Annotated in this window: 23 protein-coding genes, 1 tRNA gene and 1 other RNA gene; 5 read left to right on the forward strand and 20 right to left on the reverse strand. The window is 57.1% G+C overall.

The genetic code is table 11. The features are described from left to right. Positions 1-14 precede the first annotated feature (14 nt). Positions 15-962, reverse strand: a complete 948-nt coding sequence (locus Ga0123462_RS09045) for a class 1 fructose-bisphosphatase (protein ID WP_100265999.1) — start codon at positions 960-962, stop codon at positions 15-17. A gap of 85 nt (positions 963-1,047) precedes the next feature. Beyond that, positions 1,048-2,445, reverse strand: a complete 1,398-nt coding sequence (gene mpl / locus Ga0123462_RS09050) for a UDP-N-acetylmuramate:L-alanyl-gamma-D-glutamyl-meso-diaminopimelate ligase (protein ID WP_100266000.1) — start codon at positions 2,443-2,445, stop codon at positions 1,048-1,050. A 77-nt stretch (positions 2,446-2,522) separates the two neighbouring features. On the opposite strand from mpl, the gene Ga0123462_RS09055 reads away from it, so the two are divergent. From Ga0123462_RS09055 to ffs, 3 genes are all read left to right on the forward strand, one after another. Then, complete coding sequence (locus Ga0123462_RS09055) at positions 2,523-3,197, forward strand: alpha/beta hydrolase (protein WP_100266001.1); 675 nt, start codon at positions 2,523-2,525, stop codon at positions 3,195-3,197. 105 nt (positions 3,198-3,302) lie between these two features. Next, positions 3,303-3,394, forward strand: a tRNA-Ser gene (locus Ga0123462_RS09060). A 44-nt stretch (positions 3,395-3,438) separates the two neighbouring features. After that, positions 3,439-3,535: signal recognition particle sRNA small type (gene ffs, locus Ga0123462_RS09065), an RNA gene on the forward strand. 108 nt (positions 3,536-3,643) lie between these two features. On the opposite strand, the gene Ga0123462_RS09070 is transcribed toward ffs, so the two are convergent. The 18 genes from Ga0123462_RS09070 to Ga0123462_RS09155 all read right to left on the reverse strand — a co-directional run bounded on the left by Ga0123462_RS09070 (position 3,644) and on the right by Ga0123462_RS09155 (position 22,968). Continuing rightward, positions 3,644-4,033, reverse strand: a complete 390-nt coding sequence (locus tag Ga0123462_RS09070) for a rhodanese-like domain-containing protein (protein ID WP_100266002.1) — start codon at positions 4,031-4,033, stop codon at positions 3,644-3,646. A gap of 210 nt (positions 4,034-4,243) precedes the next feature. Further along, on the reverse strand, positions 4,244-5,143 hold the full coding sequence (gene lpxC, locus Ga0123462_RS09075) for a UDP-3-O-acyl-N-acetylglucosamine deacetylase (RefSeq protein WP_100266003.1): 900 nt from the start codon (positions 5,141-5,143) through the stop codon (positions 4,244-4,246). Positions 5,144-5,344: 201 nt separating this feature from the next. Further along, positions 5,345-6,523 (reverse strand): cell division protein FtsZ, encoded by a 1,179-nt coding sequence (gene ftsZ / locus Ga0123462_RS09080; RefSeq protein ID WP_100266004.1) that lies wholly within the window; start codon positions 6,521-6,523, stop codon positions 5,345-5,347. A 79-nt stretch (positions 6,524-6,602) separates the two neighbouring features. After that, on the reverse strand, positions 6,603-7,835 hold the full coding sequence (gene ftsA, locus Ga0123462_RS09085; RefSeq protein WP_100266005.1) for a cell division protein FtsA: 1,233 nt from the start codon (positions 7,833-7,835) through the stop codon (positions 6,603-6,605). Then, positions 7,835-8,596 carry a cell division protein FtsQ/DivIB gene (locus tag Ga0123462_RS09090; protein WP_100266006.1) on the reverse strand — a complete coding sequence of 254 codons (762 nt, stop codon included), beginning with the start codon at positions 8,594-8,596 and terminating at the stop codon, positions 7,835-7,837. The genes ftsA and Ga0123462_RS09090 overlap by 1 nt, the downstream gene beginning before the upstream one ends. Further along, a complete protein-coding gene (locus tag Ga0123462_RS09095) occupies positions 8,593-9,501 on the reverse strand; it encodes a D-alanine--D-alanine ligase (protein ID WP_100266007.1) in 909 nt (302 codons plus the stop codon). The genes Ga0123462_RS09090 and Ga0123462_RS09095 overlap by 4 nt, the downstream gene beginning before the upstream one ends. Before the next feature lie 2 nt (positions 9,502-9,503). Continuing rightward, positions 9,504-10,421: a UDP-N-acetylmuramate dehydrogenase gene (gene murB / locus Ga0123462_RS09100; RefSeq protein ID WP_232726431.1), complete on the reverse strand. Its 918-nt coding sequence runs from the start codon at positions 10,419-10,421 to the stop codon at positions 9,504-9,506. Further along, a complete protein-coding gene (murC, locus tag Ga0123462_RS09105) occupies positions 10,418-11,791 on the reverse strand; it encodes a UDP-N-acetylmuramate--L-alanine ligase (protein WP_100266008.1) in 1,374 nt (457 codons plus the stop codon). Before murC ends, murB begins: the two co-directional genes overlap by 4 nt. Next, positions 11,788-12,897: an undecaprenyldiphospho-muramoylpentapeptide beta-N-acetylglucosaminyltransferase gene (gene murG / locus Ga0123462_RS09110; RefSeq protein ID WP_100266009.1), complete on the reverse strand. Its 1,110-nt coding sequence runs from the start codon at positions 12,895-12,897 to the stop codon at positions 11,788-11,790. Before murG ends, murC begins: the two co-directional genes overlap by 4 nt. Then, positions 12,894-14,087 carry a putative lipid II flippase FtsW gene (gene ftsW, locus Ga0123462_RS09115; RefSeq protein WP_100266010.1) on the reverse strand — a complete coding sequence of 398 codons (1,194 nt, stop codon included), beginning with the start codon at positions 14,085-14,087 and terminating at the stop codon, positions 12,894-12,896. Before ftsW ends, murG begins: the two co-directional genes overlap by 4 nt. Then, on the reverse strand, positions 14,084-15,541 hold the full coding sequence (gene murD, locus Ga0123462_RS09120) for a UDP-N-acetylmuramoyl-L-alanine--D-glutamate ligase (RefSeq protein WP_232726432.1): 1,458 nt from the start codon (positions 15,539-15,541) through the stop codon (positions 14,084-14,086). Before murD ends, ftsW begins: the two co-directional genes overlap by 4 nt. Next, the gene (gene mraY, locus Ga0123462_RS09125; RefSeq protein ID WP_100266011.1) at positions 15,454-16,524 is read right to left on the reverse strand and encodes a phospho-N-acetylmuramoyl-pentapeptide-transferase; all 1,071 of its coding nucleotides are present in this window, start codon (positions 16,522-16,524) and stop codon (positions 15,454-15,456) included. The genes murD and mraY overlap by 88 nt, the downstream gene beginning before the upstream one ends. Next, positions 16,514-17,887 (reverse strand): UDP-N-acetylmuramoyl-tripeptide--D-alanyl-D-alanine ligase, encoded by a 1,374-nt coding sequence (locus tag Ga0123462_RS09130; protein ID WP_100266012.1) that lies wholly within the window; start codon positions 17,885-17,887, stop codon positions 16,514-16,516. Before Ga0123462_RS09130 ends, mraY begins: the two co-directional genes overlap by 11 nt. After that, on the reverse strand, positions 17,878-19,410 hold the full coding sequence (locus tag Ga0123462_RS09135; protein ID WP_100266013.1) for a Mur ligase family protein: 1,533 nt from the start codon (positions 19,408-19,410) through the stop codon (positions 17,878-17,880). Before Ga0123462_RS09135 ends, Ga0123462_RS09130 begins: the two co-directional genes overlap by 10 nt. Continuing rightward, positions 19,403-21,283: a penicillin-binding transpeptidase domain-containing protein gene (locus tag Ga0123462_RS09140; RefSeq protein WP_100266014.1), complete on the reverse strand. Its 1,881-nt coding sequence runs from the start codon at positions 21,281-21,283 to the stop codon at positions 19,403-19,405. The genes Ga0123462_RS09135 and Ga0123462_RS09140 overlap by 8 nt, the downstream gene beginning before the upstream one ends. Next, entirely contained in the window at positions 21,280-21,546 is a 267-nt protein-coding gene (gene ftsL / locus Ga0123462_RS09145; protein ID WP_100266015.1) for a cell division protein FtsL, read from the reverse strand. Before ftsL ends, Ga0123462_RS09140 begins: the two co-directional genes overlap by 4 nt. Further along, entirely contained in the window at positions 21,543-22,538 is a 996-nt protein-coding gene (gene rsmH / locus Ga0123462_RS09150; RefSeq protein ID WP_100266016.1) for a 16S rRNA (cytosine(1402)-N(4))-methyltransferase RsmH, read from the reverse strand. Before rsmH ends, ftsL begins: the two co-directional genes overlap by 4 nt. 1 nt (position 22,539) lies before the next feature. Continuing rightward, positions 22,540-22,968 (reverse strand): division/cell wall cluster transcriptional repressor MraZ, encoded by a 429-nt coding sequence (locus Ga0123462_RS09155; RefSeq protein ID WP_100266017.1) that lies wholly within the window; start codon positions 22,966-22,968, stop codon positions 22,540-22,542. Between the two features lie 207 nt (positions 22,969-23,175). Here Ga0123462_RS09155 and Ga0123462_RS09160 point away from each other — a divergent pair, with 207 nt between their 5' ends. Then, a complete protein-coding gene (locus Ga0123462_RS09160; RefSeq protein WP_232726433.1) occupies positions 23,176-23,631 on the forward strand; it encodes a YcgN family cysteine cluster protein in 456 nt (151 codons plus the stop codon). Then, positions 23,624-24,058, forward strand: coding sequence for a YchJ family protein (locus Ga0123462_RS09165; RefSeq protein WP_100266019.1), 435 nt, complete (start codon positions 23,624-23,626; stop codon positions 24,056-24,058). Before Ga0123462_RS09160 ends, Ga0123462_RS09165 begins: the two co-directional genes overlap by 8 nt. Positions 24,059-24,118 lie beyond the last annotated feature (60 nt).

Consider the following 24,118-nt stretch of genomic DNA (forward strand, 5'->3'; position numbering starts at 1 on the left):
GGAAAGCCTTCCAATCAGCCGAGCAGCGCGTCGACGTTGGTTTTTGAGCCCAGATAAACTGGCACACGCTGATGCAGCGCTTCAGGCTCGATATCGAGCACATTGATACCGCTGCTCATCGCCTTGCCGCCGGCCTGTTCCATCACAAAGCCCATTGGAATTGCCTCGTAAAGCAGACGCAGCTTGCCGGTCGCATTCTTGTCATCAGCCGGATAGAGGAATACGCCCCCCTTGAGAAGGGTACGGTGCATATCCGCAACCATCGCACCGACATAACGCATACCGAGTCCTGTTTCAGCCTTCATACGGTCAAGGTTGTCACCCATGCCATCAAGCCACTTATCCTTGTTGGACTCGTTGACCGAGTAGTAACCGCCGGTCTCAGGAATCCGGATATCTCCATGGCTCAGCTCGAAACGCGCATCGGCAGGGTTGAATGTGTAGCCATGCACGCCATCACCAACCGAGCAGACCAACATCAGCGAAGGGCCGTAAAGCACATAGCCTGCGGCGATCACTCCCTGACCTGACTGCAGCGTATCGGATACGTGCGGACGCTCACTATTGGGGGTTTTGCGCTTCACGATGGAGAAGATCGTGCCGACAGGCCCGTCAACATCGAGGTTGGAGGAGCCGTCGAGCGGATCAACCAACACCAGATAATCGGCATGCGCATACTCGTCGATCACCAGCAGCTCCTCCTGCTCTTCGGAGCCTACTGCACAGACAAAGCCGGTGGAGCGCATCTCATCCAGGAATATCTCGTCGGAGAGAACATCCAGCATCTGCTGCTGCTCGCCCTGCACATTTTCACTGCCAGCCACGCCCAGCGCGCCCCTGAAAACAGCTCCGCGCAGAACCGCTGCAATCTCAATCGCAGCACGTCCGACGCCCTGGATGATCGGCATCATCGCAGCGCCATTGGCACCCTGTTTGGCAATATTATTCATTGTCGTCGGCATATCCCCTCCCGTGTGGCTTCAAACTGAAGCGCGCTCATACTATCCAAAGCATGGCATAAATACAAAACCCTGCGCCCTGTTACTTTCAGGCAAGCGCCTTGAGCAATTTCCCGTGAATTCCATCAAAGCCGCCGTTGGACAGCACCAGCAGATGATCTCCGGCTTTTGCTCGTTCTCTGACTTGGGCGACAATCGTATCGGCGTCAGGCAACAGCCACGCATGAGAACCGATCGCAGCGCAAACTGCCCCGGCATCAAGCACCTCGTGATCTTGCAGGTTTCGCCGCGAAGGCTCGGCAAGGAGCACATGGTCGGCTGCCGCAAAACAGAGCGGCAATCGCTCCTGATGTATTCTGGTGCGCATGGTGTTGGAGCGCGGCTCAACGATCACCCATAGCTCGCCCTTGCTGCCTCCCCTGCGCATCGAGGCCTTGGCTGCAGCAACCATATTGGTGATGGCCGTGGGGTGATGTGCGAAATCATCGAACACCTTGATGCCTCCCGCCTCGCCGACCAGCGTCATGCGGCGACGGATGCCGGCAAAGCTCTCATAGGCAGCAGCAATATCTTCGCGGCTGACTCCCATCGACGATGCTGCCACGGCCACTGCGCAGGCATTGGCCGCATTATGAATACCGATCATCTCCCACTCCGCCTCAAGCCAGATTTTATTGTCGCGGTAGATACGGAATGCCGCCCCATCCTCGCTTAGAGCCTCCCACTGCCAGCGGGTATGCGCATTCGGATAACGGCCGAAGAGCACCACCGGCGTCCAGCAGCCACGGCTAAGGACATCAGTGACATGCTCCTCATCGGCATTGGCGATGATTGTACCGTTTGCAGGCACGGTGCGGATCAGGTGATGGAACTGTGTTTTGATCGCTTCGAGGTTCGGAAAGATATCGGCATGGTCATACTCAAGATTGTTGAGAATCAGCGTGCGGGCATGATAGTGGAGAAACTTGCTGCGCTTATCGAAGAAGGCGGTGTCGTACTCATCCCCTTCCAGCACAAAGGGCTCACCCTCACCTCGCCTAGCCCCGCCACCGAAATTCTCCGGTACGCCACCGATCAGGAAGCCGGGCTTTCTGTTCGCCACCTCCAGCATATGCGCCATAAGTGATGCGCAGGTGGTTTTGCCATGCGTCCCCGCCACCACCACGGCGTGGCGACCCGGCAGGATATGGTTGCCGACAAACTCAGGACCGGAGCAGTAGGCAAGCCCGCGTTCGAGAATCGCCTCCACCTCGACATTGCCACGCCCCATGGCATTTCCAACCACGCAGAGGTCCGGTGCAGGCTCGAGATTGGCGATATCGAAGGGGGCAATTGCCACACCAAGCTCGGCCAGGTAATCGGACATCGGAGGATAGACCCCGGCATCGGAACCGGTGACGCGATAGCCGCAGGATTTGGCCAGTGATGCGATCGCCGCCATGGCCGTACCGCAGACACCGAGAATATGGATATGTTTGCCGTTCATGGGGTATGCATCATAGGGACAACGCGTAAAAATTAAATCAAAAAGACAAGCGAAAAGAAATCGTACATGATATGCCCATGGTCCTGCACACCCTTCCCCATATCAAGGTCGAGACCGGCCCCAGTCCGGATGCCGCCGTCATCTGGTTGCACGGCCTCGGTGCCGACGGCCACGACTTCGAACCGATTGTGCCGCAGCTCGGGCTGCCGGCCGACCTTGCCGTTCGCTTTATCTTTCCGCATGCGCCCTCCATGCCGGTTACGCTCAACGGCGGTTATATCATGCCGGCATGGTACGACATCAAGCAGACCGACCTCGGCATCGAGCATGATCGTGAAGGAATCAAGGCCTCCACAGCCGATATACGCATGCTGATCGAGAGGGAACAGGTGCGCGGCATCAAGGCCAGTCGCATTATCCTTGCCGGTTTCTCGCAGGGAGCAGCCATGAGCCTGCATGTCGGACTGCGGCAGAGTGAACCCCTTGCCGGCATCATGGCACTCTCAGGTTACCTGCTCCTTCCTCATGAGATCGAAAAACTCAAACCCGAGGCTATCTCCACACCGATTTTCATGGCGCACGGCATCCACGATCCCGTTGTCTCCTATACACTGGGTGACAACTCTCGACGCAAACTTGCTGCTGCAGGCTGCAAGATCGAATGGCACAGTTATCCGATGCAACACAGTGTCTGTCTTGATGAGATCAAACAGATCGGCAAGTGGATCACCACCATTCTCCGGCCTGCCTGAAGGCCCGAAATGCAGCCTCGGAATATTACGTGCCTAATCCCTTGCGATCAGCCACCTAAGCCCCTAACATCCGCCGCCCTTGCGGGAAGCTCCGCATGGAAAACTGGAGAGATGTCCGAGTGGTTGAAGGAGCACGCCTGGAAAGCGTGTGTACTCTGAACGGAGTACCGAGGGTTCGAATCCCTCTCTCTCCGCCAGTTTTCACCCGTTTCCACAGCATGTGGAACCAAGGTGTCGCCCGGGTCGGGCCCCGCACGGTGAACCCCTGTGAACCCCGTCAGGTCCGGAAGGAAGCAGCGGCAGCAGGATGACGCGCGTTGCGGATATGTCCGGCTCGGGCGGCGCATTTCCAGTCTGCTGCCCCTACACTCGAATCGACTTTCGCTCCAACCGGAATGAATTTTCAGCGATCAACGGAACAGCCTTAAACAACCTGTCATTGCCCGTCACCACGATTCAGTAACAACTTCATGCCCTTCCGCTTCCCATGCAGCAAATCCACCAGCCATAGATGCTACGTCGGAAAAACCCATTTCCTGAAGCGTAGCAGCAGCCAGCAGGCTGCGCACACCACTTGCACAATAGACAACCACGCACTGATCCCGGTCTTCCAGTGTCGGCTCACGATGCGGATAGGTTAAGTCAGCTTTTGCCTCAAGCAGGCCGCGCGGAACATTAATTGCTCCAGGTATGTGGCCCTCGCGAACCTCTCCAGGCTCACGAACATCAAGAAGTAAGAGGGCACTATTCCCCATGAGCGCATCGACCTCGTCGGTAGAAATTTCACTCACCTTTGCTTTTGCCTCTGCGGCGAAGTCCATTAAGCCTTTAGCCATATCTATCTCCTGAATAAAGTTACTTAGCCACTATTAGGCCAAAGTGACTGCCGGTCAAATGTTAGTGGTTTCAATGCAGGGTATATATGCATTTGACGAACCGGAGCAAGGCTCCACGAAACCGGCTGAAACAAATGCCGAAATAGAATAAAAAAGGCCGGGAGGGAAGCCCGGCCAGTCAAAACACAGAAATTATTCGGATGTTGGAGGTTAAGCGTGCTGGGCTTCGCCTGCAGCCTCTTCAGCGGCAGCATCTTCCGCCACCAACTCTTCGATACGGAAGTTCGAAGGATCGGCAAGCATGGCTGTTACCAGCTTGTGGTTCATATCGTGCCCGGTCAACTCGCCCTCGAAGGCACCGACAATCGGATAACCTGAAAGGGAGAGATCCCCCAGCGTATCGAGAATCTTGTGGCGGACGCACTCATCTTCATAGCGCAGCCCCCCCTCGTTTACGACACGATGGGTATCGAGCACGATGGCATTCTCAAGCGAACCGCCCAGTGCCAACCCCGCTTTCTGCAGCGCCTCAACCTCATGCAGGAAGCCGAAGGTGCGGGCGCGGGAAATTTCACGGGTATAGGCCTGGTGGGCGAAATTGATCGATACCTTGCGCTTGCGCAGCAGGGGATGATCATAATCGAGCAGGTAGCTGATCTTAAAGCCGCCTGCAGGGTAGAGCGCGCAACGTTTGTCGCCCTCTTCAACTTCTACACGTTTCAGGACTCGCAGGACCTTCTTTGCCTTGGACTGTTCGCGGATACCGGCGCACTGAATCAGAAACACAAACGGAGCGGATGATCCATCCATAATGGGAACTTCTGGACCACTGACTTCAATGCGGGCGTTATCCACGCCCAGCCCTGCAAATGCGGAAAGCAGATGCTCGATCGTGGAGATCTGAGCACCATCATGGCCGATGGTTGTGCAGAGACGCGTATCGGTGACGAAATCGGCCTTGGCCGGAATCTCAACTCCGAGATCGGATCGAACGAACGTGATACCAGTGTCTTCGTCTGCCGGATGCAAAACCAGATTGATTTTGCGGCCGGAGTGCAGACCGATGCCACTGCAGCGAATCGAATGATCCAGCGTCCTCTGTGCAATCATTTATGCCTCCTTCCGTGATGGGCATAGCATTTGTATGACGTCAATGGCTTGAACATCATCGGCGGCAACTCTATGTAAATAGCTGAAATTCAATGTGATTTAACCCACAATTCCACTATCGACAACATTGCTGCCATTTAACAAACGCGTAACCCTGCCATAAAAACCGTAAAAGCCAAATATTCTACCCTGTCAGGCCGCTTAATCGGCCTGCCTGCGCAGGAAGGTTGGCACGGCAAATTCGTCATCGTTGAAGTCGATATTGCCGAACGGTTTTGGCTGCGGCTGGCCACTTGTTGTCACCTTGGCCGCTACCGGAGCTGTTTGCACCACGCCGATCTGTGCTGCAGGAATCTGCGGAAGCTTTACGCTCTCCGGTTTCATATCGGATGTGGCCAGGTGAAGCTGAGATTCGCCCGATAGACCTGTTGCCACGACGGTTACACGTACCTCTTCGCCGGCATCCTTATCGTATACCATACCGCAGATGATATTGGCATCTTCATCGGCCATGTTGTGAATGATCGATACAGCTTCGTCATACTCGGCCAGGGTCATATCCTCGTTGCCGGTCACATTCACCAGAATTCCCTGCGCACCGTGAATATCGATATCCTCAAGCAGAGGGGAAGAGATGGCGCGTTCGGCGGCTTCCATGGCACGACTCTCGCCCGTTGCCACGCCCGAACCCATCATCGCCACACCGCGAGTCTCGCTCATTACTGCCTTCACATCGGCAAAGTCGACGTTCATGTAACCGGTATGGGTAATCAGCTCGGCAATGCCGCGCACTGCCTGCAGCAGCACATCATCTGCCTTGCGGAATGCTTCCAGCATACTGGTATTCTTGCCTACGGCACCGATCAGCTTCTGGTTAGGAATGGTGATCAGGGTGTCGACATATTTGCGCAGCTCTGCAATACCTGCATCTGCCTGGCGCATACGGCGACGGCCCTCGAAGTTGAACGGTTTGGTTACAACCGCCACGGTCAGCACGCCCATCTCACGGGCCACTTCTGCAATCACCGGTGCAGCACCGGTTCCTGTACCACCACCCATGCCGGCGGTGATAAAGACCATATCAGTGTCCTGCATGAATTCGCGCAGGCGGTCTTTCTCAGCAGCAGCCGCTTCACGACCGATCTGGGGGTTGGCGCCGGCGCCAAGGCCGCGGGTGATATCTGCACCAAGCTGCAGCTTGATGTCAGCATCGTTGCGCTCGATTGCCTGGGCATCGGTATTGGCGACAATAAACTCAACACCGCGCAGCTTCTGGGTAATCATGTTGTTCAAAGCGTTACCGCCGCCGCCGCCGACACCGATAACTTTAATGTTGGCCGATTGGGCCGATGTATCTTCAAATGTAAAAAGTGTTGCCATTGTTTGGTCCTCCAGTTCCCTTATATTTTCCGTTTGTGTTTTGTGTTTTGTGTTTCTTCTCTTTGTTACTGTTTCCCTTTTAAGCTGTATCGCCAAACCAGCTTCGCATGCGCTTCCATACGCGCCCGAAGATATTCCGGTCTGTCGCTCTCAGTTTTTGCGGACCCTGACGGTAGCGATGCCCGTACAGAATCAGCCCTACACCGGTTGCGTACATCGGACTGGATACCACATCCACCAGTCCACCAACTCCCTGCGGGCGTCCCAACCGCACAGGGATGTCGAAAATGTCCTCCGCCAGTTCAACCATGCCTTCGAGCAGCGATGAGCCACCCGTCAGCACCATGCCTGCAGCCACCAGCTCCTGGAAACCGGAGCGCTGCAGTTCATCCTTGATCATCTCGAACAGCTCTTCGACGCGCGGCTCGAGAATCTGTGCCATCACCTGCCTCGGCATCGGCCGTGGAGCCCGCCCGCCGACGCTGGGGATCTCAATCTGGTCTTCCGGCGGCACGAGCGTGGTCATGCACGCGCCGTATTTGCGCTTGAGCTGATCCGCCTCGCGTGCGCTGGTGCGTAGTCCAATCACCAGATCGTTGGTCAGGTGATCGCCGCCGATCGGAATCACGTGAGTGTGCCGAATAGAACCGTTCAGAAAGATCGCGATATCGGTGGTGCCGCCGCCGATATCGACCAGTACCACGCCAATATCCTTCTCATCCTGCATCAGTACCGCCTCGGATGAGGCTACCTGCTCGAGTACCATGTCTGAGACATCCAGATCGCAGCGATTGCAGCATTTAACGATATTCTGGGCCGAAGAAACCGCACCTGTGACCACGTGCACCTTCGCCTCCAGACGCACGCCGCTCATGCCGATCGGCTCACGGATGCCGTCCTGACTGTCGATAATGTACTCCTGCGGCAGGATATGGAGGATCTTCTGATCGGCAGGGATATTCATGGCTCGCGCCGCATCCACCACGCGATCCACATCCTCCTGTGTCACTTCACCGTTCTTGGTCGCCACAACTCCGTGGCTGTTGTAGCCGCGGATATGGCTGCCGGCAATGCCAGTAAAAACAGACTGTATGTCGACGCCGGCCATCAGTTCAGCCTCTTCAACAGCAAGCCTGATCGATTCCACAGTACTTTCGATATTGACGACCACGCCCTTTTTCAATCCTCTGGACGGATGTGTGCCGATTCCGATGACATCCACTTTTCCGTCCGGCGATGACTCGGCTACGACACAGGCAATCTTGCTTGTGCCGATATCGAGCCCCACCAGTAGCTGATCATGCTTCAACATTAGATCACTCCCCCATATCTGGCTGGCCGGATGTACCAGCGCGTCTGCAGACGCGCATCGATCTGCCAGTTCCGGTTACGCCAGCGTGGCTGCTGTAACAGCGTAGAAAGCTGTGCAAGCGAGCCCCGCTCTTCACCGAACGGCAACTTCCATGTCACGCCCTTCGAAAAATATATCTGCCAGAAGGTGCTTCCCGCTCTGATTTCACTCAGTGAAGTGAGTGTGCTGGACTCATGTTTGGCCAACAGCCCAAGCAGCTTATGTGCGCCATTCAGCTCATCCCTGGCTACACGCAGCAGAGGCAGGTCTGGCGACTCTCCGCGGCGCAATGCCCGATAAGCACTTCCTTTCTCATCAATCAGCTGCAGTTCGCCCTTCTCATCCTGCCAGAGCGCCACCGGAACCCGCTTGATAGCCCGTATATGCAGGGCATCAGGCAATACGCGCGTGATCTCCACTGCTGCCAGATCCGGCTGCTGCTGCATCCATGTCGCCCGCAACAGGTCAGGCCGGGTATGCAGGAAATCGCGGTTCTCCATCGCTTCCAGCTGCTCTGCAATTGCCCTCTTCAGTTCCATCTCTCCTTCGATCTTCCAACTGGTCACGCTCATCTGTCCATTGAGCCACCAGCCGGTAGCCAGCGTTGCAGTGGTCAGGCCTGCGAACAGAAACATCTTTCCGATACGGGAGATCAGACGCATGCGACGCGCCTTCATCAACTCGGGGTCAACACGGCGATGGTTGCTACGACTGCTGCTCATCTTCCACCCCCCATCAGACCACCGTTCTCCAGCGATGCGGTTGCCAGAATACGCAGGCAGAGATCTTCGAAACTGATGCCGGCAGCAGCGGCTGACTTGGGCAGCAGGCTGGTCTCAGTCATGCCGGGCAGCGTATTGATCTCCAGCACGAGCGGCTCACCACCGCCATCAACGATCATGTCCACGCGTGGCGCACCCTTGCAGTGCAGTGCGGCAACCGCCTCTTCGGCGCGCTGCATGCAGTAACGAACGGTTTCAGCCGGCAGCCTGGCAGGACAGAAGTATTCAGTGGCGCCAGCGGTATATTTAGATGTGTAGTCATAGACACCCGATTTCGGGGATACCTCGACAGGCGGCAGCGCCCTGCCGTCAAGCACCGACACGGCAATCTCCACGCCATTCACTGGCATTTCGGCCATCCAGCTCTCGGAGCCATGAATATTAAGCTCCAGCCACTGCGCTTTCGACTCGAGCAGGTGCAGCCCAATACTGGAGCCCTCCGATACTGGCTTGAGGAACACCGGATAGCGCAAAGGTCCGTTTTCGTTGATGGCGATATCCAACGGCACCTTAATACCGGCGCTGCTGAGCAACTGCTTGCTGAGTAACTTGTTCATGCATAGCGCCGAGGCCATCACCCCCGAACCGGTATAGGGGATCCCCATCACCTCAAGCATTCCCTGCACGCAACCATCTTCGCCCAACGTGCCATGTAGAAGGTTAAAGGCAGAGTGAATACCTGCCTGCTCAATATTTCTGCTCCAGTCGCGCTGCAGATCAACAGCCACGGCATCCACACCGGCATGCTGCAGTGCTTTAAGTACAGCATGGCCTGAGCGAAGCGAAATTTCACGCTCAGAAGAGACGCCGCCCATTAGTACACCAACACGGCCGAATCGCGACATATTCACATCCACTCTCCCACCATGCGCACTTCCGGCTCCAGTTCGATCTCGAATTTCTCTTTCACCACGCGCTGTGCACGCCGGATAAGCTCGACGATATCGGCACTGCTCGCTTCACCCTCATTGACAATAAAGTTGGCATGCTGGCTGGAGATACGGGCACCTCCGATGGAAAATCCTTTGAGCCCTGCCGCCTCAATCAATCGGGCGGCATGATCCCCCTCAGGATTCTTGAACACCGATCCGCAGTTGGGCTGCGCCAACGGCTGTGTGGAGCTGCGGCGGCTACGCATGGTACGCATGCGCTCGCGAATCTGATCCGGACTGTCCGGACGCAGCTCAAAACTTGCACTGACGACAATACTCTGGTTCGGCAGTTCGACATGGCGGTAACTCATCTCAAGCTCATCGGCATCGAACTCGACCATCTCACCGCTGCGCAGCATCACATCAACGCTTTTCAATGTATCCGATACCTGCTGAGAGAAGCATCCGGCATTCATCACCACACCACCACCGATATCGCCCGGTACGGTTGCCATAAATTCGCAACCGGAAAGACCATGCTCGGCACACTGGCGGGCAAAGCGGCTCATGCGCACACCCGCCTCTGCGCGCACCATGCACCCCTCCAGATAGAGTTCGTTGAGCTCACTAAGGTCCACCACAAGTGCATAGATGCCGATATCGGGCACCAGCATGTTGCTGCCGCGCCCCAGCGGAAGAATCCCAATCTCTGCCGGACAGAGCTGCATGGCTCTGACAAGCGCCGCACGGTTGGCCGGCCTGAAAAACCAGCGCGCAGGACCGCCGACGCCGAGCGTCGTGTGCCTTGCCATCGACTCGCCTTCACGAAGCGAGCCGAGCGCTGCCAGCGGCATGTGCCACGCATCGTCTGTTTCCGCCTGCGAGGGGATCATGCGCCATTCTCCTCGCGCATCTGTTGCGCCAGCGTTCCGATTGAACCCGCCCCCATCAATAACACGACATCACCGCGCGCAAGCGCCTGCGAGGCCAGTGCGTGCGCTTCTGCCAGATCATTCGCGAGAGAAACACCGCGATGCCCGCGCGCAACCATGCCTTCAAGCATTCGCTGACTGCTAACCCCCTCGATCTCAGCCTCGCTTGCCGCATAGATCGGCAACAGAGCCACATTGTTGGCGGCATCGAAGGAGCCCATAAATTCATCCATCAGGTCGCGGGTACGCGTGAACCGGTGCGGCTGGAAGATCACACTCAGATGTCTCTCCGGCCAGCAGTCGCGTGCCGCTGCCAGGGTAGCCATCACCTCTTTGGGGTGGTGGGCATAGTCATCCACCAGTACGCCTTCACCGACACGGGTACGCTGGAAGCGGCGCTGAATGCCCTCAAATGTGGCAAGTGATGCACGAATCGTGTCGATTTCAATGCCAAGATCGAGCATGACTGCAATGGCTGCCAGTGCATTCTCGGCATTATGGCGACCCGGCATCGGCAGCCTGAACTGGCCCAGATCGCCCAGTTCGCGATGCGCCGCCCGGAAAACCTGCCCTTCGCTGTCAGCGCTGCTCTCAATCAGATGCAGGTCCGCCTGCGGGCTGCTGCCATAGGTGGTTACAGGCTTGTGCAGGCGCTCACGCAGTGCTGCCACATACGGATGCTCATGATGCAGCACCACACGCCCGTAGAATGGAACCAGCGAGACAAAGGTGTGGAACGCCTCAAGCAGCGCTTCGAAGTCACCGTAGTGATCGAGATGCTCAGGATCGATATTGCTGACCACTGCGATAGTTGGCGAGAGGCGAAGGAAGGAGCCATCGCTCTCGTCAGCCTCTGCCACCAGCCACTCGCTGGCGCCGAGGCGGGCATTGCTACCGGTAGCGATCAGGCGACCGCCGATAATATAGGTCGGGTCAAGGCCTGCAGCCTCCATGCCATGTGCAATCAGTGACGTCATCGTTGTCTTGCCATGACTTCCGGCTACAGCTACCCCCTGCTTCATTCGCATCAACTCGGCGAGCATCTCGGCACGTGGAATTACGGGAATACCGGCAGCGTGCGCCGCAGCAATTTCCGGATTGGTTTTGTCGATTGCAGAGCTGACCACCACCACCTGCGCATCACCGAGGTTCTCTGCCGCATGACCAATCGCAACTGCAATACCGAGGCTTCGCAGCCGCCTGACATTGTTACTTTCGGCCACGTCGCTGCCCTGCACACTGAAACCCTGATTGAATAACAGTTCGGCAATGCCGCTCATGCCGATACCGCCGATACCGATCAGGTGGATATGCTGCACACGCATTTTCATGATTTATCTCCAGCCAGCGGCAAAAACTCCGCCAGCACATCCAGCTGTCTGCTGCTTGCATCGTGCGGTGCCCATGCTCTGGCCGCTTCTGACATCTTCGCAAGCCTGTCGCGATCGAACAGCAAGCCGTCCAGATCAGCCGCCAGACTCTCATTCGTCATTGCACCCTGAATCAGTACGCCTGCGCCGCCGGCACCTGCCAGGCTTTCAGCGTTGAAACGCTGGTGATCATCGGCTGCAGATGGCAGTGGCACGAACAGGCAAGGCATGCCGCAGATGGCCGCTTCGGTAACGCTCATGGCCCCGGCTCGTGCCATCAGCAGGTCGCCTTTTGCATAAAAACCGGCCATATCGTCGCAGAAACCCAGCACATCCGCCTTGATGCCTGCATCCGCATAGATACGTGCAGCCTGCTTGCGTGCCTCTTCATCCTTTCCTGCCACATGAACAACGGTGAACTCCCTTCCCTCTTTCGCCAGCATGGCGCACGCCTCAGGGACACTGTGATTGAGCACCAATGCTCCCTGCGAGCCGCCCATCACCAGCAGGCAAGGAGGGGTATGGGATTGCCACTGCACCGCCGCAATTTCGTCACGCACGATATTGCCTGTCACGGAACGGGCAACGCTGTCACCCAGATGCTCAGATGCCTCGCTAAAGCCGAGCATGATACGGCGGCAGAATCGGGCCAGCGTCCTGTTCACCAGGCCTGGCATCGCGTTCTGTTCATAGAGAACCACCGGCACCCTGTTGAGCAGCGCCGCAACCACGCCGGAGACGCTGGCATAACCGCCGACACCGACCAGCAGGTCGGGCTGACGATCCCGCCACGACCGGCGAATCTGCGCCACCGCTTTGGGAAGCTCCCAGATCACAGCACGCAAACGCTGCAACAGACCTGCGCCTTTGACGCCGTGCATGGCCAGCAGCAGCACATCTTCACCACGTTCCGGCAGCAACTTCGCCTCCAGCCCTCGCTCGGCCCCGATAAATGAGACCCTCAGCTCCGGCCAGCGTGTACGTGCAGCATCGGCCAGAGCCAGCGCAGGCATGACATGCCCTCCGGTTCCGCCACCGGCAATACATAGCAAGGCAGAGCGGCTCATGCGAAATGCTCCTGCCCGTTGTTCGAGGCGCTTCTGCTTTTCTGTTTTGAGCCTTTCGGGTTGCGCGGCAGGCGCATGTTACCGGGCCTGTGTCGCTGCACTGACAGGATGAGCCCGATGAGTACGCACTCGCCTATCAACGCACTGCCACCGTAGGATACAAACGGCATCGGCATACCCTTGGTGGGCAGCAATCCCATGGCCGCACCCAGGTTAATAATGAAAGCAATACCGAGAATCATGACGCAACCCAGCACCAGCAGGCGGGGGAACATCTCCTCGCACTGGATAGCCAGCCAGATGCCGCGGCCAAGCAGCAGTGAAAAGAGCAGGATCAACGCCACAATGCCGACCAGCCCGAGCTCTTCACCGATACTGGCCGAGATAAAGTCGGTAAACACTTCAGGCAGATAGAACAGCTTCTGCACACCCTGACCCACGCCGGTACCGACCACGCCGCCACTTCCGAATGCAATCATCGACTGGATTAACTGATAGCCGCTTCCGTAGGGATCACTCCACGGCTCAAGAAAGCTGGTTAAACGTTTCAGGCGATAGGGCTCTGCGATCAGCACAATGACTGCCATCGGCACAAAGGTAAGGGTTAACAAAGCCAGGTGGCGTATTGGTACCCCGCCCACAAACCACATGGCAAAACAGACAGCTGAGAGTAGTGCCGCGCTTCCGAAATCCGGCTGCAAAAGAAGCAGCGCCAACGAGGCAAGCAGAACTACCAGCATCGGTGCCAGCCCGCTTGAGAAACTGTTCAGACGATCCGGGAAAGAGCCCATATAGTAGGCCATGTAGATCACCACGGCAGGCTTAAGCAACTCAACCGGTTGCAGCGTAAGCCCCAGCAGCGAGAACCAGCGCTGGGCGCCATTTATTTCACGCCCAAGACCCGGCACCAGCACCGCGACCATCATGACAATGGCAACTGCCAATACCGGCAGTGCAATCGCACGCCACCAGGTTACTTCCACGCGCGAAAGCAGCCACATGATTGTGAGACCAACAGGAATATAGACCAGCCAGTGGCCGATGATACGCAGTGGATCATTATAACGCACCTCAGCCACGCTGATGCTTGTGCTGTATACCATCAGCACACTGAAACTCAGCAGTGCCAATACGCAGCCGGTGAGGATCGGATCTGCTGGCAGCAGATGTTTTGCACCCTTGGCACTCATGCTTTCGCCTCCAGCGCCTTGACCGCATTAACAAATGCATTGCCCCGTTCTGCATAATTCGCGAACTGATCCTGGCTGGCAGCTGCTGGCGAAAGCAGCACCGAAAGCCCGGCCTGTGACCTGGATGCCAGCTTCACAGCCTGCTCCATTGTTTTGGCGAATGTGGCCGGAACACCAGCCGCGTCTGCCAGCTCAACGAACGGCTTTGGATCCTTGCCGATGATGTATACGTGCTCAACATGGCTGGCAACAGCCTCTTTAAGCACCGACACATCCAGCCCCTTCCTTAGGCCTCCGCAAATCCACACCACCTGGTGAAATGATTTAAGTGCTGCAATCGCCGCATCGGGATTGGTCGCCTTAGAGTCGTTGAGCCACTCGCGCCCAGCCACAATACCAAGCGACTGTAGACGGTGTGGCAGACCGCGGAATGAGGTGAGTGCCTGCCGAACAACGCTGATTGAGACTCCGAAGTCGGTTGCGGCCTGTGCTGCCACGGCCAGGTTCAGGTGCTGGTGAACACCCCTGGAGGGAAGCTCGTCCGAAGAGATGAACTCAGGAATCTCATAATGGTGCCAAAAGAGCTGCCATGATCCGTTTGGCAGCATCTGCACGCCGCAGTCCATCGTTTCAGGATAGCCAACACCGAAACGCCTCACATACACACCGCGCCCGCGTAACTCATCGGCCAGCGCATCCCATTCAACATCACACGGAAGCATCGCCTTGTCACCTTCACCCTGGTTTGCAAACAGGCGTAGTTTTGCAGCGCGGTATGCAGCAGCATCAGCATGCATGTCGGCATGATCCGGCTGAATATTCAACAGTGCGGCCCAGCGGGGACGAATCGGAGCTGCGCGCTCCAGCTGAAAACTGGAAAGCTCAAGCACGACTCTGGCCGGCTCTTCATCGCCCAGCAGATCCAGCATGGGTGTGCCGATATTTCCACCCGCTTCGATGCCGCCAGGTAGCGTATCCAGCAGCGTTCCGATCAACGACACGGTCGTGGTTTTACCATTGGTGCCGGTCACGGCAATAATGTTGCCGTGATACTGTTCACCGAACAGCTGAAGATCCCCGTACATCGGGACACCGCTGTTTCGTGCCTCGACCAGTGCCGGATGATTCCAGTTGACGCCAGGACTGACAATAATGCGCGAGAAACGCTGCAGGTCGGCCGCTTTCAGCTTTCCGATATGCAGTGGCATATCAAGTTCCCGGGGCACTTCAACCCGTTTCTCATCAAAGGCTTCGCAGGCAAGGCCATGGTGCAACAGGAAAGCTGCCGCCGATTGCCCGGTTTTACCCATGCCAATCACCGCGGTCAGCCGATCGTGGTCACTGCCTGTATGTTGTTCCATCATACTCATCGGATCTTCAGGGTGGATAGCGCCACCAGCGCCAGTAGTATCGAGATAATCCAGAAGCGGACGATCACCTTCGGCTCCGGCCACCCTTTCAGTTCATAGTGGTGATGAATCGGAGCCATGCGAAACACGCGTTTACCGGTAAGTTTGAAGCTGGCCACCTGCACCATCACAGAGACCGCCTCAAGTACAAACAGACCGCCGGCGATGGCCAGCAGAATCTGCTGGTGAACCGCACATGCCACGAAGCCGAGTGCGCCGCCAAGCGCCAGTGCGCCAACATCGCCCATGAATACCTGTGCCGGATAGGTGTTGAACCAGAGAAACCCGAGGCAGCCGCCCACGAGCGCGCCACAGAATACAGCCAGCTCTCCGGATCCGGGTACAAATGGGATCATCAGATAAGCGGCGAATTTGGCATGGCCGGCAAGGTAGACCACAACGGCCAGTGCACTTGCCACCATGAATGTTGGCGCCACGGCCAGGCCATCGAGGCCATCGGTCAGGTTCACCGCATTGGAGGTCCCCACTAACACGAAGAGGACGAAGATCACGTAGAACCAGCCCATATCCCACTGCATATTGAAGAACGGGATATCGACAATCGGATCGGTCATAATGATCAGTCCGGCAGCCGCAACCCCACCAAAAAGGCACTGCAGCAACAGCTTCCAGCGCCCTGCAAGCCCGTCCGGATTGTGGCGCATGATCTTCAGATAGTCATCCAGGAATCCGATCAGGCCATAGCCGAGCGTCACCAGCAGAGCCAGCCAGATAAAGCCGTTGGTGAGGTCGGCCCATAGCAGCGTGGCGATGGTCATCACCAGCAGGATCAGCAGGCCGCCCATGGTTGGTGTTCCCTGCTTGACCAGATGCGTCTGCGGCCCGTCACTGCGAATCGGCTGCCCCTTACCCTGATTCACGCGCAGGCGATTGATAAACCAGGGGCCGAGAATCCAGCAGAGTGCCAGTGAAGTGACCAGCGCATACACGGTTCGGAAGGTAATATACTGGAACAGATTGAAGATAGAGAACTGGTCAGCCAGCGGATAGAGAAGATTATAGAGCATGCGCCACCTCCGCCCTGCAGAGCAGCTGCACAACCGACTCCAGATGCATCGAGCGTGATGCCTTGACCAGCACCGTGTCACCCTCATCGAACGTTTCATTGGCAAGTGCGGCAATGGCCTCATCGGATGTGGCAAACCAGCTGGCCTCAGGGTGGATCGCTGCAAGCGCCTGCATACGGGGGCCGATCAGATAGATGCGGTCCACGCCTTGAAGATTAATGCTGCCATGTGCCGCATCAGAATCCTCCCCCAGCTCGCCCATATCACCAAGCACTGCAATTCTTCCGCCATCAAGTGAACGCAATGTATTAATCGCGGCCTGCATGGAGGTGGGATTGGCGTTGTAGCAGTCATCAAGCACCAGGCATCCGTTTACCCCTTCGCACTGCTGCATGCGACCAGCCGGCGGCTGCCAGCCGGAGATGGCGTCTGCAACCTTGGCGAGCTCAGCCTCTCGGCCGGTACTGTCCAGATAACGGAGCATAATGGATGCTGCAAAAGCAATGTTTGACGCCCAGTGGGCAGCAGGCAGCGCCAGTTGCAGCGAGGCTTCCTGGCCTCTCCATGACATCAGCAACTCACGCCCGACGAGCTGCCAGCAGACAACATCGCTTTCCGACGTTTGATCGACATCAATTGCATTGAGAGGGGCGCTGATCCGGTTCGAGCGGAGCAAGCCCGACACGCCCCCGCCCAGTGCGCACCAGCCATTCTCATTCAGGTGCTCAAGCAGGAGTGCCTTCTCGCTGACTACGCCGGACAGGCCGCCAAGCCCCTCTGCGTGGGCACCCGTTATGCCGGTCAGTACCGCAATGTCAGGTTGCACCATTGCAGCCAGGCGCGCCATTTCACCGGTTTCGCTTATCCCGCACTCAATGACGGCAATTTCGGCCTCAACAGGCACTGCAAGCAGCGTCTGCGGCACACCGATCAGATTATTGAGATTGGCGCGGGTCGCAGCGATGTTGAATCCCAGCGCCGTAAAGCCGGCCTCGAGAATGGAGCGCAGGCTGGTTTTACCGAATGAGCCGGTAATCGCTATGACCGTTGTTTTTTCAAGGCGCAACCGCCATGCATGCGCAATATTGCCAAGCGCCTGCAGAGTGTCCTTCACCTCAAGCTTACTGATATCAAGGTCGGCCCAGAGAGGAACGCCCTCGCTGTCACCGATCAGCGCCACCGCACGATCTGCAACCGATGCGCCAAATGCATGTCCATCGAAACTCGGTCCGCGCAGGGCAAGGAAAGCGGCTCCCGGCTGGAAGTTACGGCTGTCGGTTGCAATGCCTGCGACCATCTCAGGCACAGACCCATGCCAGCGGCCGCCGGTAGCTGTCATGATATCAACTCCACTCAGGCGCATAGTCTTTCACCATCAAAGCCAGAACCCGGATGTTTTCTGTGCAGATAGCGCTCAGCCACTTCGGCATCACTCCATGGCATGCGCCTTCCACACACCTCCATGTATGCCTCATGCCCCTTGCCGGCGATGACCAGAATGTCGCCCTCTGCCAAGACCTCTACCGCCTCGGCAATTGCCTGTTCTCGATCGAGCTGCAGGTGCAGCTCCACCCGATAAGGCTGAGCCATTCCCGCCTCGATTTCGGAGGCAATTACAGCTGGAAGCTCACCACGCGGATTGTCCGACGTGATCCAGACCGCGTCCGCAAACTCGGCTGCAATGCCACCCATCTGGGGGCGCTTTTCACGGTCTCGCTCACCACCGCAGCCAAACACGACGATCAGGCGATTGCGCACCAGTTTGCGAGCCGCCTTCAGGCAGCGCTCCAGTGCCTCAGGGGTATGTGCATAATCGATAAAGACCTGACCGTAACCGGCTGCCACATCCTGCATGCGGCCCGGAGGTGCGGTAATGCCAGTGAGCAGTTCAGGCAACGCCTGCAGCTCAATCCCCATCGACACCATCAGTGTCAGCGCCACACATGCGACATTCTCGGCATGGAAATCACCGATCGGGATATCTTCGATCACCACCTCTTCGCCAGCACAGCTAAGGCGCAGCAATCCGGGCAACTCCTGCTCCCAGCCCAGGTTTACATCATCACGATCAAGCCCGTGCCCGTACCAGTTGGTACTCTCCGGAGCCCGCTCACGAATATCGGCATGGTCTGCGTTGGCAACCACGCTGCCTCCATGCGCAGCGCAGTCGCTTATAAAACCGGCCTTGGTTGCCAGATAAGGCTCATAACCGCCATGGTCCTGCAGATGATCATGCCCCATATTGGTCCATATGGCCGTTTTAAAGTTCAGGCCTGCGATGCGACCCTGTGCTATACCGTGTGATGAAATCTCCGAGACAACCGCATGAACGCCCTCCTGACAGGCCGCGTTCAACATGGCATGCATCGTCAATAGTGATGGCGTGGTATTGCCAATGTCGCATATGTTATTTGAACTGCGCATCCAACCCAGCGTACCGCTACTCCATATAGGTGCACTCTGGTATCTGGCCAGCGCCTCTCTCAACATCCAGGCCACACTGGTTTTCCCGTCGGTGCCGGTAATGCCATAGAAATGGGTCGACGCCTGTTCAGTTTTAAACATGCGGCGGAGCAACAAGCCAGCCTCTGCAATTGACTCAAGATGCAGGTGGGGAAGATCAGTATCAACGGAAACCCCGACACTGATGATAGCGATCGCCCCCTGCTCTTTTGCCGATTCTGCAAACTGGGTCGCCTTGCCCTCACTGCGAGGCAGGCAGAGCATCGCGTAACCGGGCATGGCATGGCGGGAGTCGTCACAAACACCCATAACCATCACATCCTCGGAGTCGCCCAAATCGAGATGCCCAAGCCCGTCTGAGAGCTCGATCAACGAGAGCCCTTCAGCCAGTTCCGCAGCATGCGGTTGCCACTGATTACTCATTGAGCCACACCTCAAGGCCATCGCCGCTACTGAGCGCTGCCACGTTAGCAGGCTTCTGCCGGCTCACCCAGCCGGAACCGTGCACATGCAGCCGCAGTCCGCGTTCAGCCGCAAAACGGCGAACTTCGCGCATCGACATGCCGTAAGCACTTTCAGCAGCAAAGACCGGCGGCTCAGCGGCTGCCTCGATGGTCTGCCACTGACCCTGGTTATTGATCTGGGCCGGAACGCCAAGGTACGGTAGTGCACTCTCTGCAACATGCCGGAAGACTGGCGCGGCAACCTGGCCGCCATACATACTCTTCTGCGGCTCATCGACCACTACCACAATCACCAGCTGCGGATTATCAACAGGGGCCAGGCCTGCGAATACGGCGGTGTATTTACCCTTGCTGTAGCGGCCGTGCTCATCCGGCTTCTGGGCTGTGCCGGTTTTTCCCGCCACGCGATAACCTGCAGGCACCGCCTTGGAGCCTGTGCCGTCCTCGCTGGTGGCGTACTCAAGCATACTCACAACCTGTCGCGCCACTGATGCATCCATCACCCTGTGATTCTCTTCAGCAGCAGCAGGCGCCCCGCTTTTGAGCAGCTTTGGCGCCACGTACAAACCCTCATTAGCTAAAACGGAAAAGGCCGCTGCAAGTTGCAACGGCGTTACTGCGATACCCTGGCCAAAGGCGATGTTGGCTGTCTCAACTGGCCCCCACCGCTCTGGGGGAAGGACAATGCCAGGCGATTCTCCACCCAGCCCCATGTGACTGCGCTGGCCAAACCCAGCCCGCCTCAACATCTCGTAAACAGGGTCGGGGCCGATATCGAGCGCCAGCTTGGCCACCCCGATATTGCTGGACTTGACCACTATGCCGGTAAGATCAAGCCACCCTTCCGGATGGTCATCATGGATCGTGTAGTCAGCGACCTGCATCGCCCCCTTCTCGCAATAGACAATAGAATCAGGCTGCCATTTACCCGATGCAAGCGCTGCAGCCACAGAGAAAGGCTTCATGGTCGAGCCCGGCTCAAAAACGTCGGTTACGGCACGGTTACGCCACTGCCCCGGTTTAAAATGGCGGAAATTGTTCGGGTTATATCCCGGCCAGTTGGCCATGGCGAGAACAGCACCATCAGAAGGCCTCATGACAACGACGGAGCCGCCCTTGGCATTCTGGCTGCGCACACCTTCAGCCAGCGCCGCATAAGCGATACTCTGGATTGATGCATCAACTGTAAGCTGGATCGATTCACCTGCCGTCGCCTCACGCACCCAGACACCATCCGGCAGGGAGTGGCCGCGCGCATCACGGCGCACCTGGCGAATACCCGCCTCTCCTGTCAGCGCCTTGTTCCAGCTTCGCTCAATACCCTCAAGACCTTTGCCATCCACGCCGACAAAGCCGAGCAGATGACCGGTCTCCGGGCCAAGCGGATGGTAACGACGCCACTCCCTCTCTCTGCGAACGCCGGGAATATCCAGAGCCATGACCTTGTCTGCTACTGAGGGGGGAACCTGCCTGGCAAGCCAGACAAAACCACGACTCCTCTCCAGCTTCCGCTTCACCTTTGATGTGGAAAGACCCAGAGCCCGGGCCAGCTCACCTACGCGCCCTTCCGGCACCTCATCGGCCATAGCGGCAATAGATGGTATTTCGATACTCTCAGCCAGAGTGCGACCCTTGCTGTCAAGAATTGGTCCGCGAGGAGCAACTGCTGTGTACTGGCGATAATGCTGCTTTTCGGCAAGTGACGTCAGGTAATCAGCCTGCAACACCTGCAGGTCCACAGCACGAACCACAAGCATCAGCAACCCCAGGCCGAGCAGCCCTGCAACCGCCTCGATGCGGCGGCGGACATACACCTTCTGCTTGTCACTCACGGATGAACCACCTGTGCAGGACCTGGCGGCTTCATGCCCAGCTTCTCCTGCGCCAGCTTACGCAGGCGCTCAGGTCGGGTCAGACTGGCCAACTCGAGGCGAAGCTTGCCCGATTCACTCAGCACATCCTGCTTCTCAGTGTTTAATTTCTGTGTCTCCAGTGAAAGCTCATAGCGAAGATGCGAAAGCCAAATCTGCCCGGCAGCGAGCGAGCCAGCCAACACAGGCACCAATAGCCACGGCCTCAGAAGGGAGCCCGTCACTGCACCCTTCCGCTGTAGCCAGCCAGCTTTTTACCCTCAGCTTCCGAAATGCGTTCAGCCACACGCATCAGTGATGATCGACTGCGTGGATTGGCTGCAATTTCAGCCTCACCCGGGCGAACCGGCTTTTTCTGCAACCAGCGCATGGACGGGGTTTTCCCACAAACACAGACCGGCATCTGAGGCGGACAGGTACAGGGATGCACCAGCGCATCAATAAGGTTTCGGATGCGTCGATCTTCGCCGGAGTGAAATGAGATCACCGCCAGACGGCCACCGGGAGCAAGATGATCCACGGCTGCCTGGATACCTGCATCAATCTGCTCCATCTCCGCATTCACCCAGATGCGTAGCGCCTGAAAGGTACGTGTGGCCGGATGGGCTCCACTGTGACGCGCCTGCTTAGGTACGGAGTGGAAACAGATATTCTCAAGATCGGAGGTCGTATTCAATTCACCGTCGTGTCTCGCCCTGAGGATAGCCTTGGCAATGCGGCGCGAATAACGCTCGTCACCGTAGCGGTAAATGATATCGGCCAGTTCACGTTCAGAAACATGTGCAAGCTTCACGCTCAATGGCTGGCCTGAAGATAGATCCATGCGCATATCAAGCGGGCCGCTCTTTTGAAATGAAAATCCGCGCTCGGCACTATCCACCTGCGGCGATGAGACACCGAGGTCGAAGCCGATGCCGCTCACCTGAAGCCACCCCAACTCATCGAGGGTCTCGCCGAGACTGGCAAAGTCTGCATGCACGATGGTGAAGCGAGCATCCTCTGCTGCAAGCCTTTCTCCCTCTGCAACAGCTTCAAGATCTCGGTCGATGGCAAGCAGTCGGCCTTTTTCGGAGAGTCTGGCAAGCAACTCCCGGCTGTGGCCGCCTCGCCCGAAGGTGCAGTCCACGTAACAGCCATCGGGGTCGGTAAAGAGCGCCTCGATAAAATCGTCTCGAAGGACGGGGATGTGTTCGGCATATCTGTTGTCGTCGCCCACATCACATATCCAGCTCGAAATCCTGGAGAGCCACAAGGGCCGCTTCGACCTGCTTGCTCCAGCTGCTCTTATCCCAGATTTCGAATGTCTCACCAGTTCCCGCAAAATGTACTTCGCGCGAAAGTGATGCATGCTCCTTGAGCACACCTGCCAGTAAAATGCGCCCCTGCCGGTCCGGAGAAAAGATCTGGGACGGCGTAATTACAGCACGAATGAAATGGCGCTTGAGGTTCGCCGGCATATCCTTGATCGCGACCTGCAAGCGCTTCCACTCACGCGTCGGATAGGCGATAAGGCAAGGCGTATTGTGTGAGCGGGTGATAATGATTTTCTCGTCGGCATGGCAATTCTTCAACACATCACGGAAGGCGGCAGGGATGCTGACGCGCCCTTTCTCATCCATGTTGTTGCTGAACTCACCCTGAAACATTGCCGTTGTTCCTCTCCCTCGCCCTGAAATGGAGCACCTACCCACAATTCCCCACCAAATGCCAATATTGGCCACCAATCCACCCTTGTCAACCCCATCCGGGTGCATATCACATTGAGAGAACCATTCCGCCACAGCTGACAACCGCCTTTTTCGGCACCAAACAACAAGCTTTATGGGTGGGGGAATGTGGGTAGGGTTCGCAAAATGAGTGAAGGCGCAATGTTCTGGAAAGAAAAAACGTTATCGGAAATGAACAGTGAAGAGTGGGAGAGCCTCTGTGACGGCTGTGGCCGCTGCTGTGTCTGGAAGTTTGAGGATGAAGATAGCGGAGAGGTGCTCTATACCGATATCCGTTGCCGGTTATTCAATGACTCGACCTGCCGCTGCACTGACTACGCAAACCGTACCGCACTCATCCCCGAGTGCATTAATATCCGCAAGCTCAGTGACGCCCATTATGCATGGCTTCCTGAAAGCTGCGCCTATCGCCTGCTGCATGAGGGAAAGCCCCTCTTCGAGTGGCATCACCTGATTTCAGGCAGCAGAAACTCCGTTCATGAGGCCGGCATATCACTGCATAAAAAAACGATATGCGGCGAGAACTTCACTGAAGAGGATATTGTGCGCCATATCATCGATCCGGATGAGATCAATGGCTAAGACGGAGACATGCCCCTGCGGTAGCGGCAGGGCTTTTGCCGAGTGTTGCGAACCAATTATTCAAGGTGCGACTGCCCCAAACCCCGAGGCATTGATGCGCTCGCGCTACTCTGCCTACGTTCTCGGCTGCTGGGATTATCTGCATAAGAGCTGGCACCCGAGAACCCGTCCATCTCGCGTATCACCAACCTCAACTGACTGGCTTGGCCTCACCATCGTGAAAGCTTCAGACAACAGCGTCGAATTTATCGCGGGCTTCCGCGAAGGTGGCAAAATCAAGGTGCTTCACGAAACCAGCCGCTTTGCACAGGCTGATGGCCACTGGCGCTATCTGGACGGCAGTTACAGTGTCAGTGAAGTCGGTAGAAATGCGCCATGCCCGTGTGGAAGCGGCCTGAAGAGCAAGCGCTGCTGCGGCAAACAGTGATCTGCAGCTGAGAACAGCAGCACGCCGCCACACGCCCCTTCACTTCCAATATAAGCATCC

Source organism: Mariprofundus ferrinatatus, from assembly GCF_002795825.1.
Lineage (GTDB): Bacteria > Pseudomonadota > Zetaproteobacteria > Mariprofundales > Mariprofundaceae > Mariprofundus > Mariprofundus ferrinatatus.

Bases quoted from the DNA above. Each gene is read 5' to 3' on its own strand.
- Ga0123462_RS09130 (WP_100266012.1), bottom strand. From the start codon at position 17,887: ATGCGCCTGAGTGGAGTTGATATCATGACAGCTACCGGCGGCCGCTGG.
- Ga0123462_RS09055 (WP_100266001.1), top strand. From the start codon at position 2,523: ATGGTCCTGCACACCCTTCCCCATATCAAGGTCGAGACCGGCCCCAGT.
- ftsA (WP_100266005.1), bottom strand. From the start codon at position 7,835: ATGTTGAAGCATGATCAGCTACTGGTGGGGCTCGATATCGGCACAAGC.
- Ga0123462_RS09160 (WP_232726433.1), top strand. From the start codon at position 23,176: ATGAGTGAAGGCGCAATGTTCTGGAAAGAAAAAACGTTATCGGAAATG.
- Ga0123462_RS09045 (WP_100265999.1), bottom strand. From the start codon at position 962: ATGCCGACGACAATGAATAATATTGCCAAACAGGGTGCCAATGGCGCT.
- lpxC (WP_100266003.1), bottom strand. From the start codon at position 5,143: ATGATTGCACAGAGGACGCTGGATCATTCGATTCGCTGCAGTGGCATC.
- Ga0123462_RS09135 (WP_100266013.1), bottom strand. From the start codon at position 19,410: ATGAGTAATCAGTGGCAACCGCATGCTGCGGAACTGGCTGAAGGGCTC.
- Ga0123462_RS09155 (WP_100266017.1), bottom strand. From the start codon at position 22,968: ATGTTTCAGGGTGAGTTCAGCAACAACATGGATGAGAAAGGGCGCGTC.
- mpl (WP_100266000.1), bottom strand. From the start codon at position 2,445: ATGAACGGCAAACATATCCATATTCTCGGTGTCTGCGGTACGGCCATG.
- murB (WP_232726431.1), bottom strand. From the start codon at position 10,421: ATGATCCCCTCGCAGGCGGAAACAGACGATGCGTGGCACATGCCGCTG.
- ftsW (WP_100266010.1), bottom strand. From the start codon at position 14,087: ATGAGTGCCAAGGGTGCAAAACATCTGCTGCCAGCAGATCCGATCCTC.
- Ga0123462_RS09090 (WP_100266006.1), bottom strand. From the start codon at position 8,596: ATGAGCAGCAGTCGTAGCAACCATCGCCGTGTTGACCCCGAGTTGATG.
- Ga0123462_RS09095 (WP_100266007.1), bottom strand. From the start codon at position 9,501: ATGTCGCGATTCGGCCGTGTTGGTGTACTAATGGGCGGCGTCTCTTCT.
- mraY (WP_100266011.1), bottom strand. From the start codon at position 16,524: ATGCTCTATAATCTTCTCTATCCGCTGGCTGACCAGTTCTCTATCTTC.
- murC (WP_100266008.1), bottom strand. From the start codon at position 11,791: ATGAAAATGCGTGTGCAGCATATCCACCTGATCGGTATCGGCGGTATC.
- Ga0123462_RS09165 (WP_100266019.1), top strand. From the start codon at position 23,624: ATGGCTAAGACGGAGACATGCCCCTGCGGTAGCGGCAGGGCTTTTGCC.
- ftsZ (WP_100266004.1), bottom strand. From the start codon at position 6,523: ATGGCAACACTTTTTACATTTGAAGATACATCGGCCCAATCGGCCAAC.
- Ga0123462_RS09070 (WP_100266002.1), bottom strand. From the start codon at position 4,033: ATGGCTAAAGGCTTAATGGACTTCGCCGCAGAGGCAAAAGCAAAGGTG.
- murG (WP_100266009.1), bottom strand. From the start codon at position 12,897: ATGAGCCGCTCTGCCTTGCTATGTATTGCCGGTGGCGGAACCGGAGGG.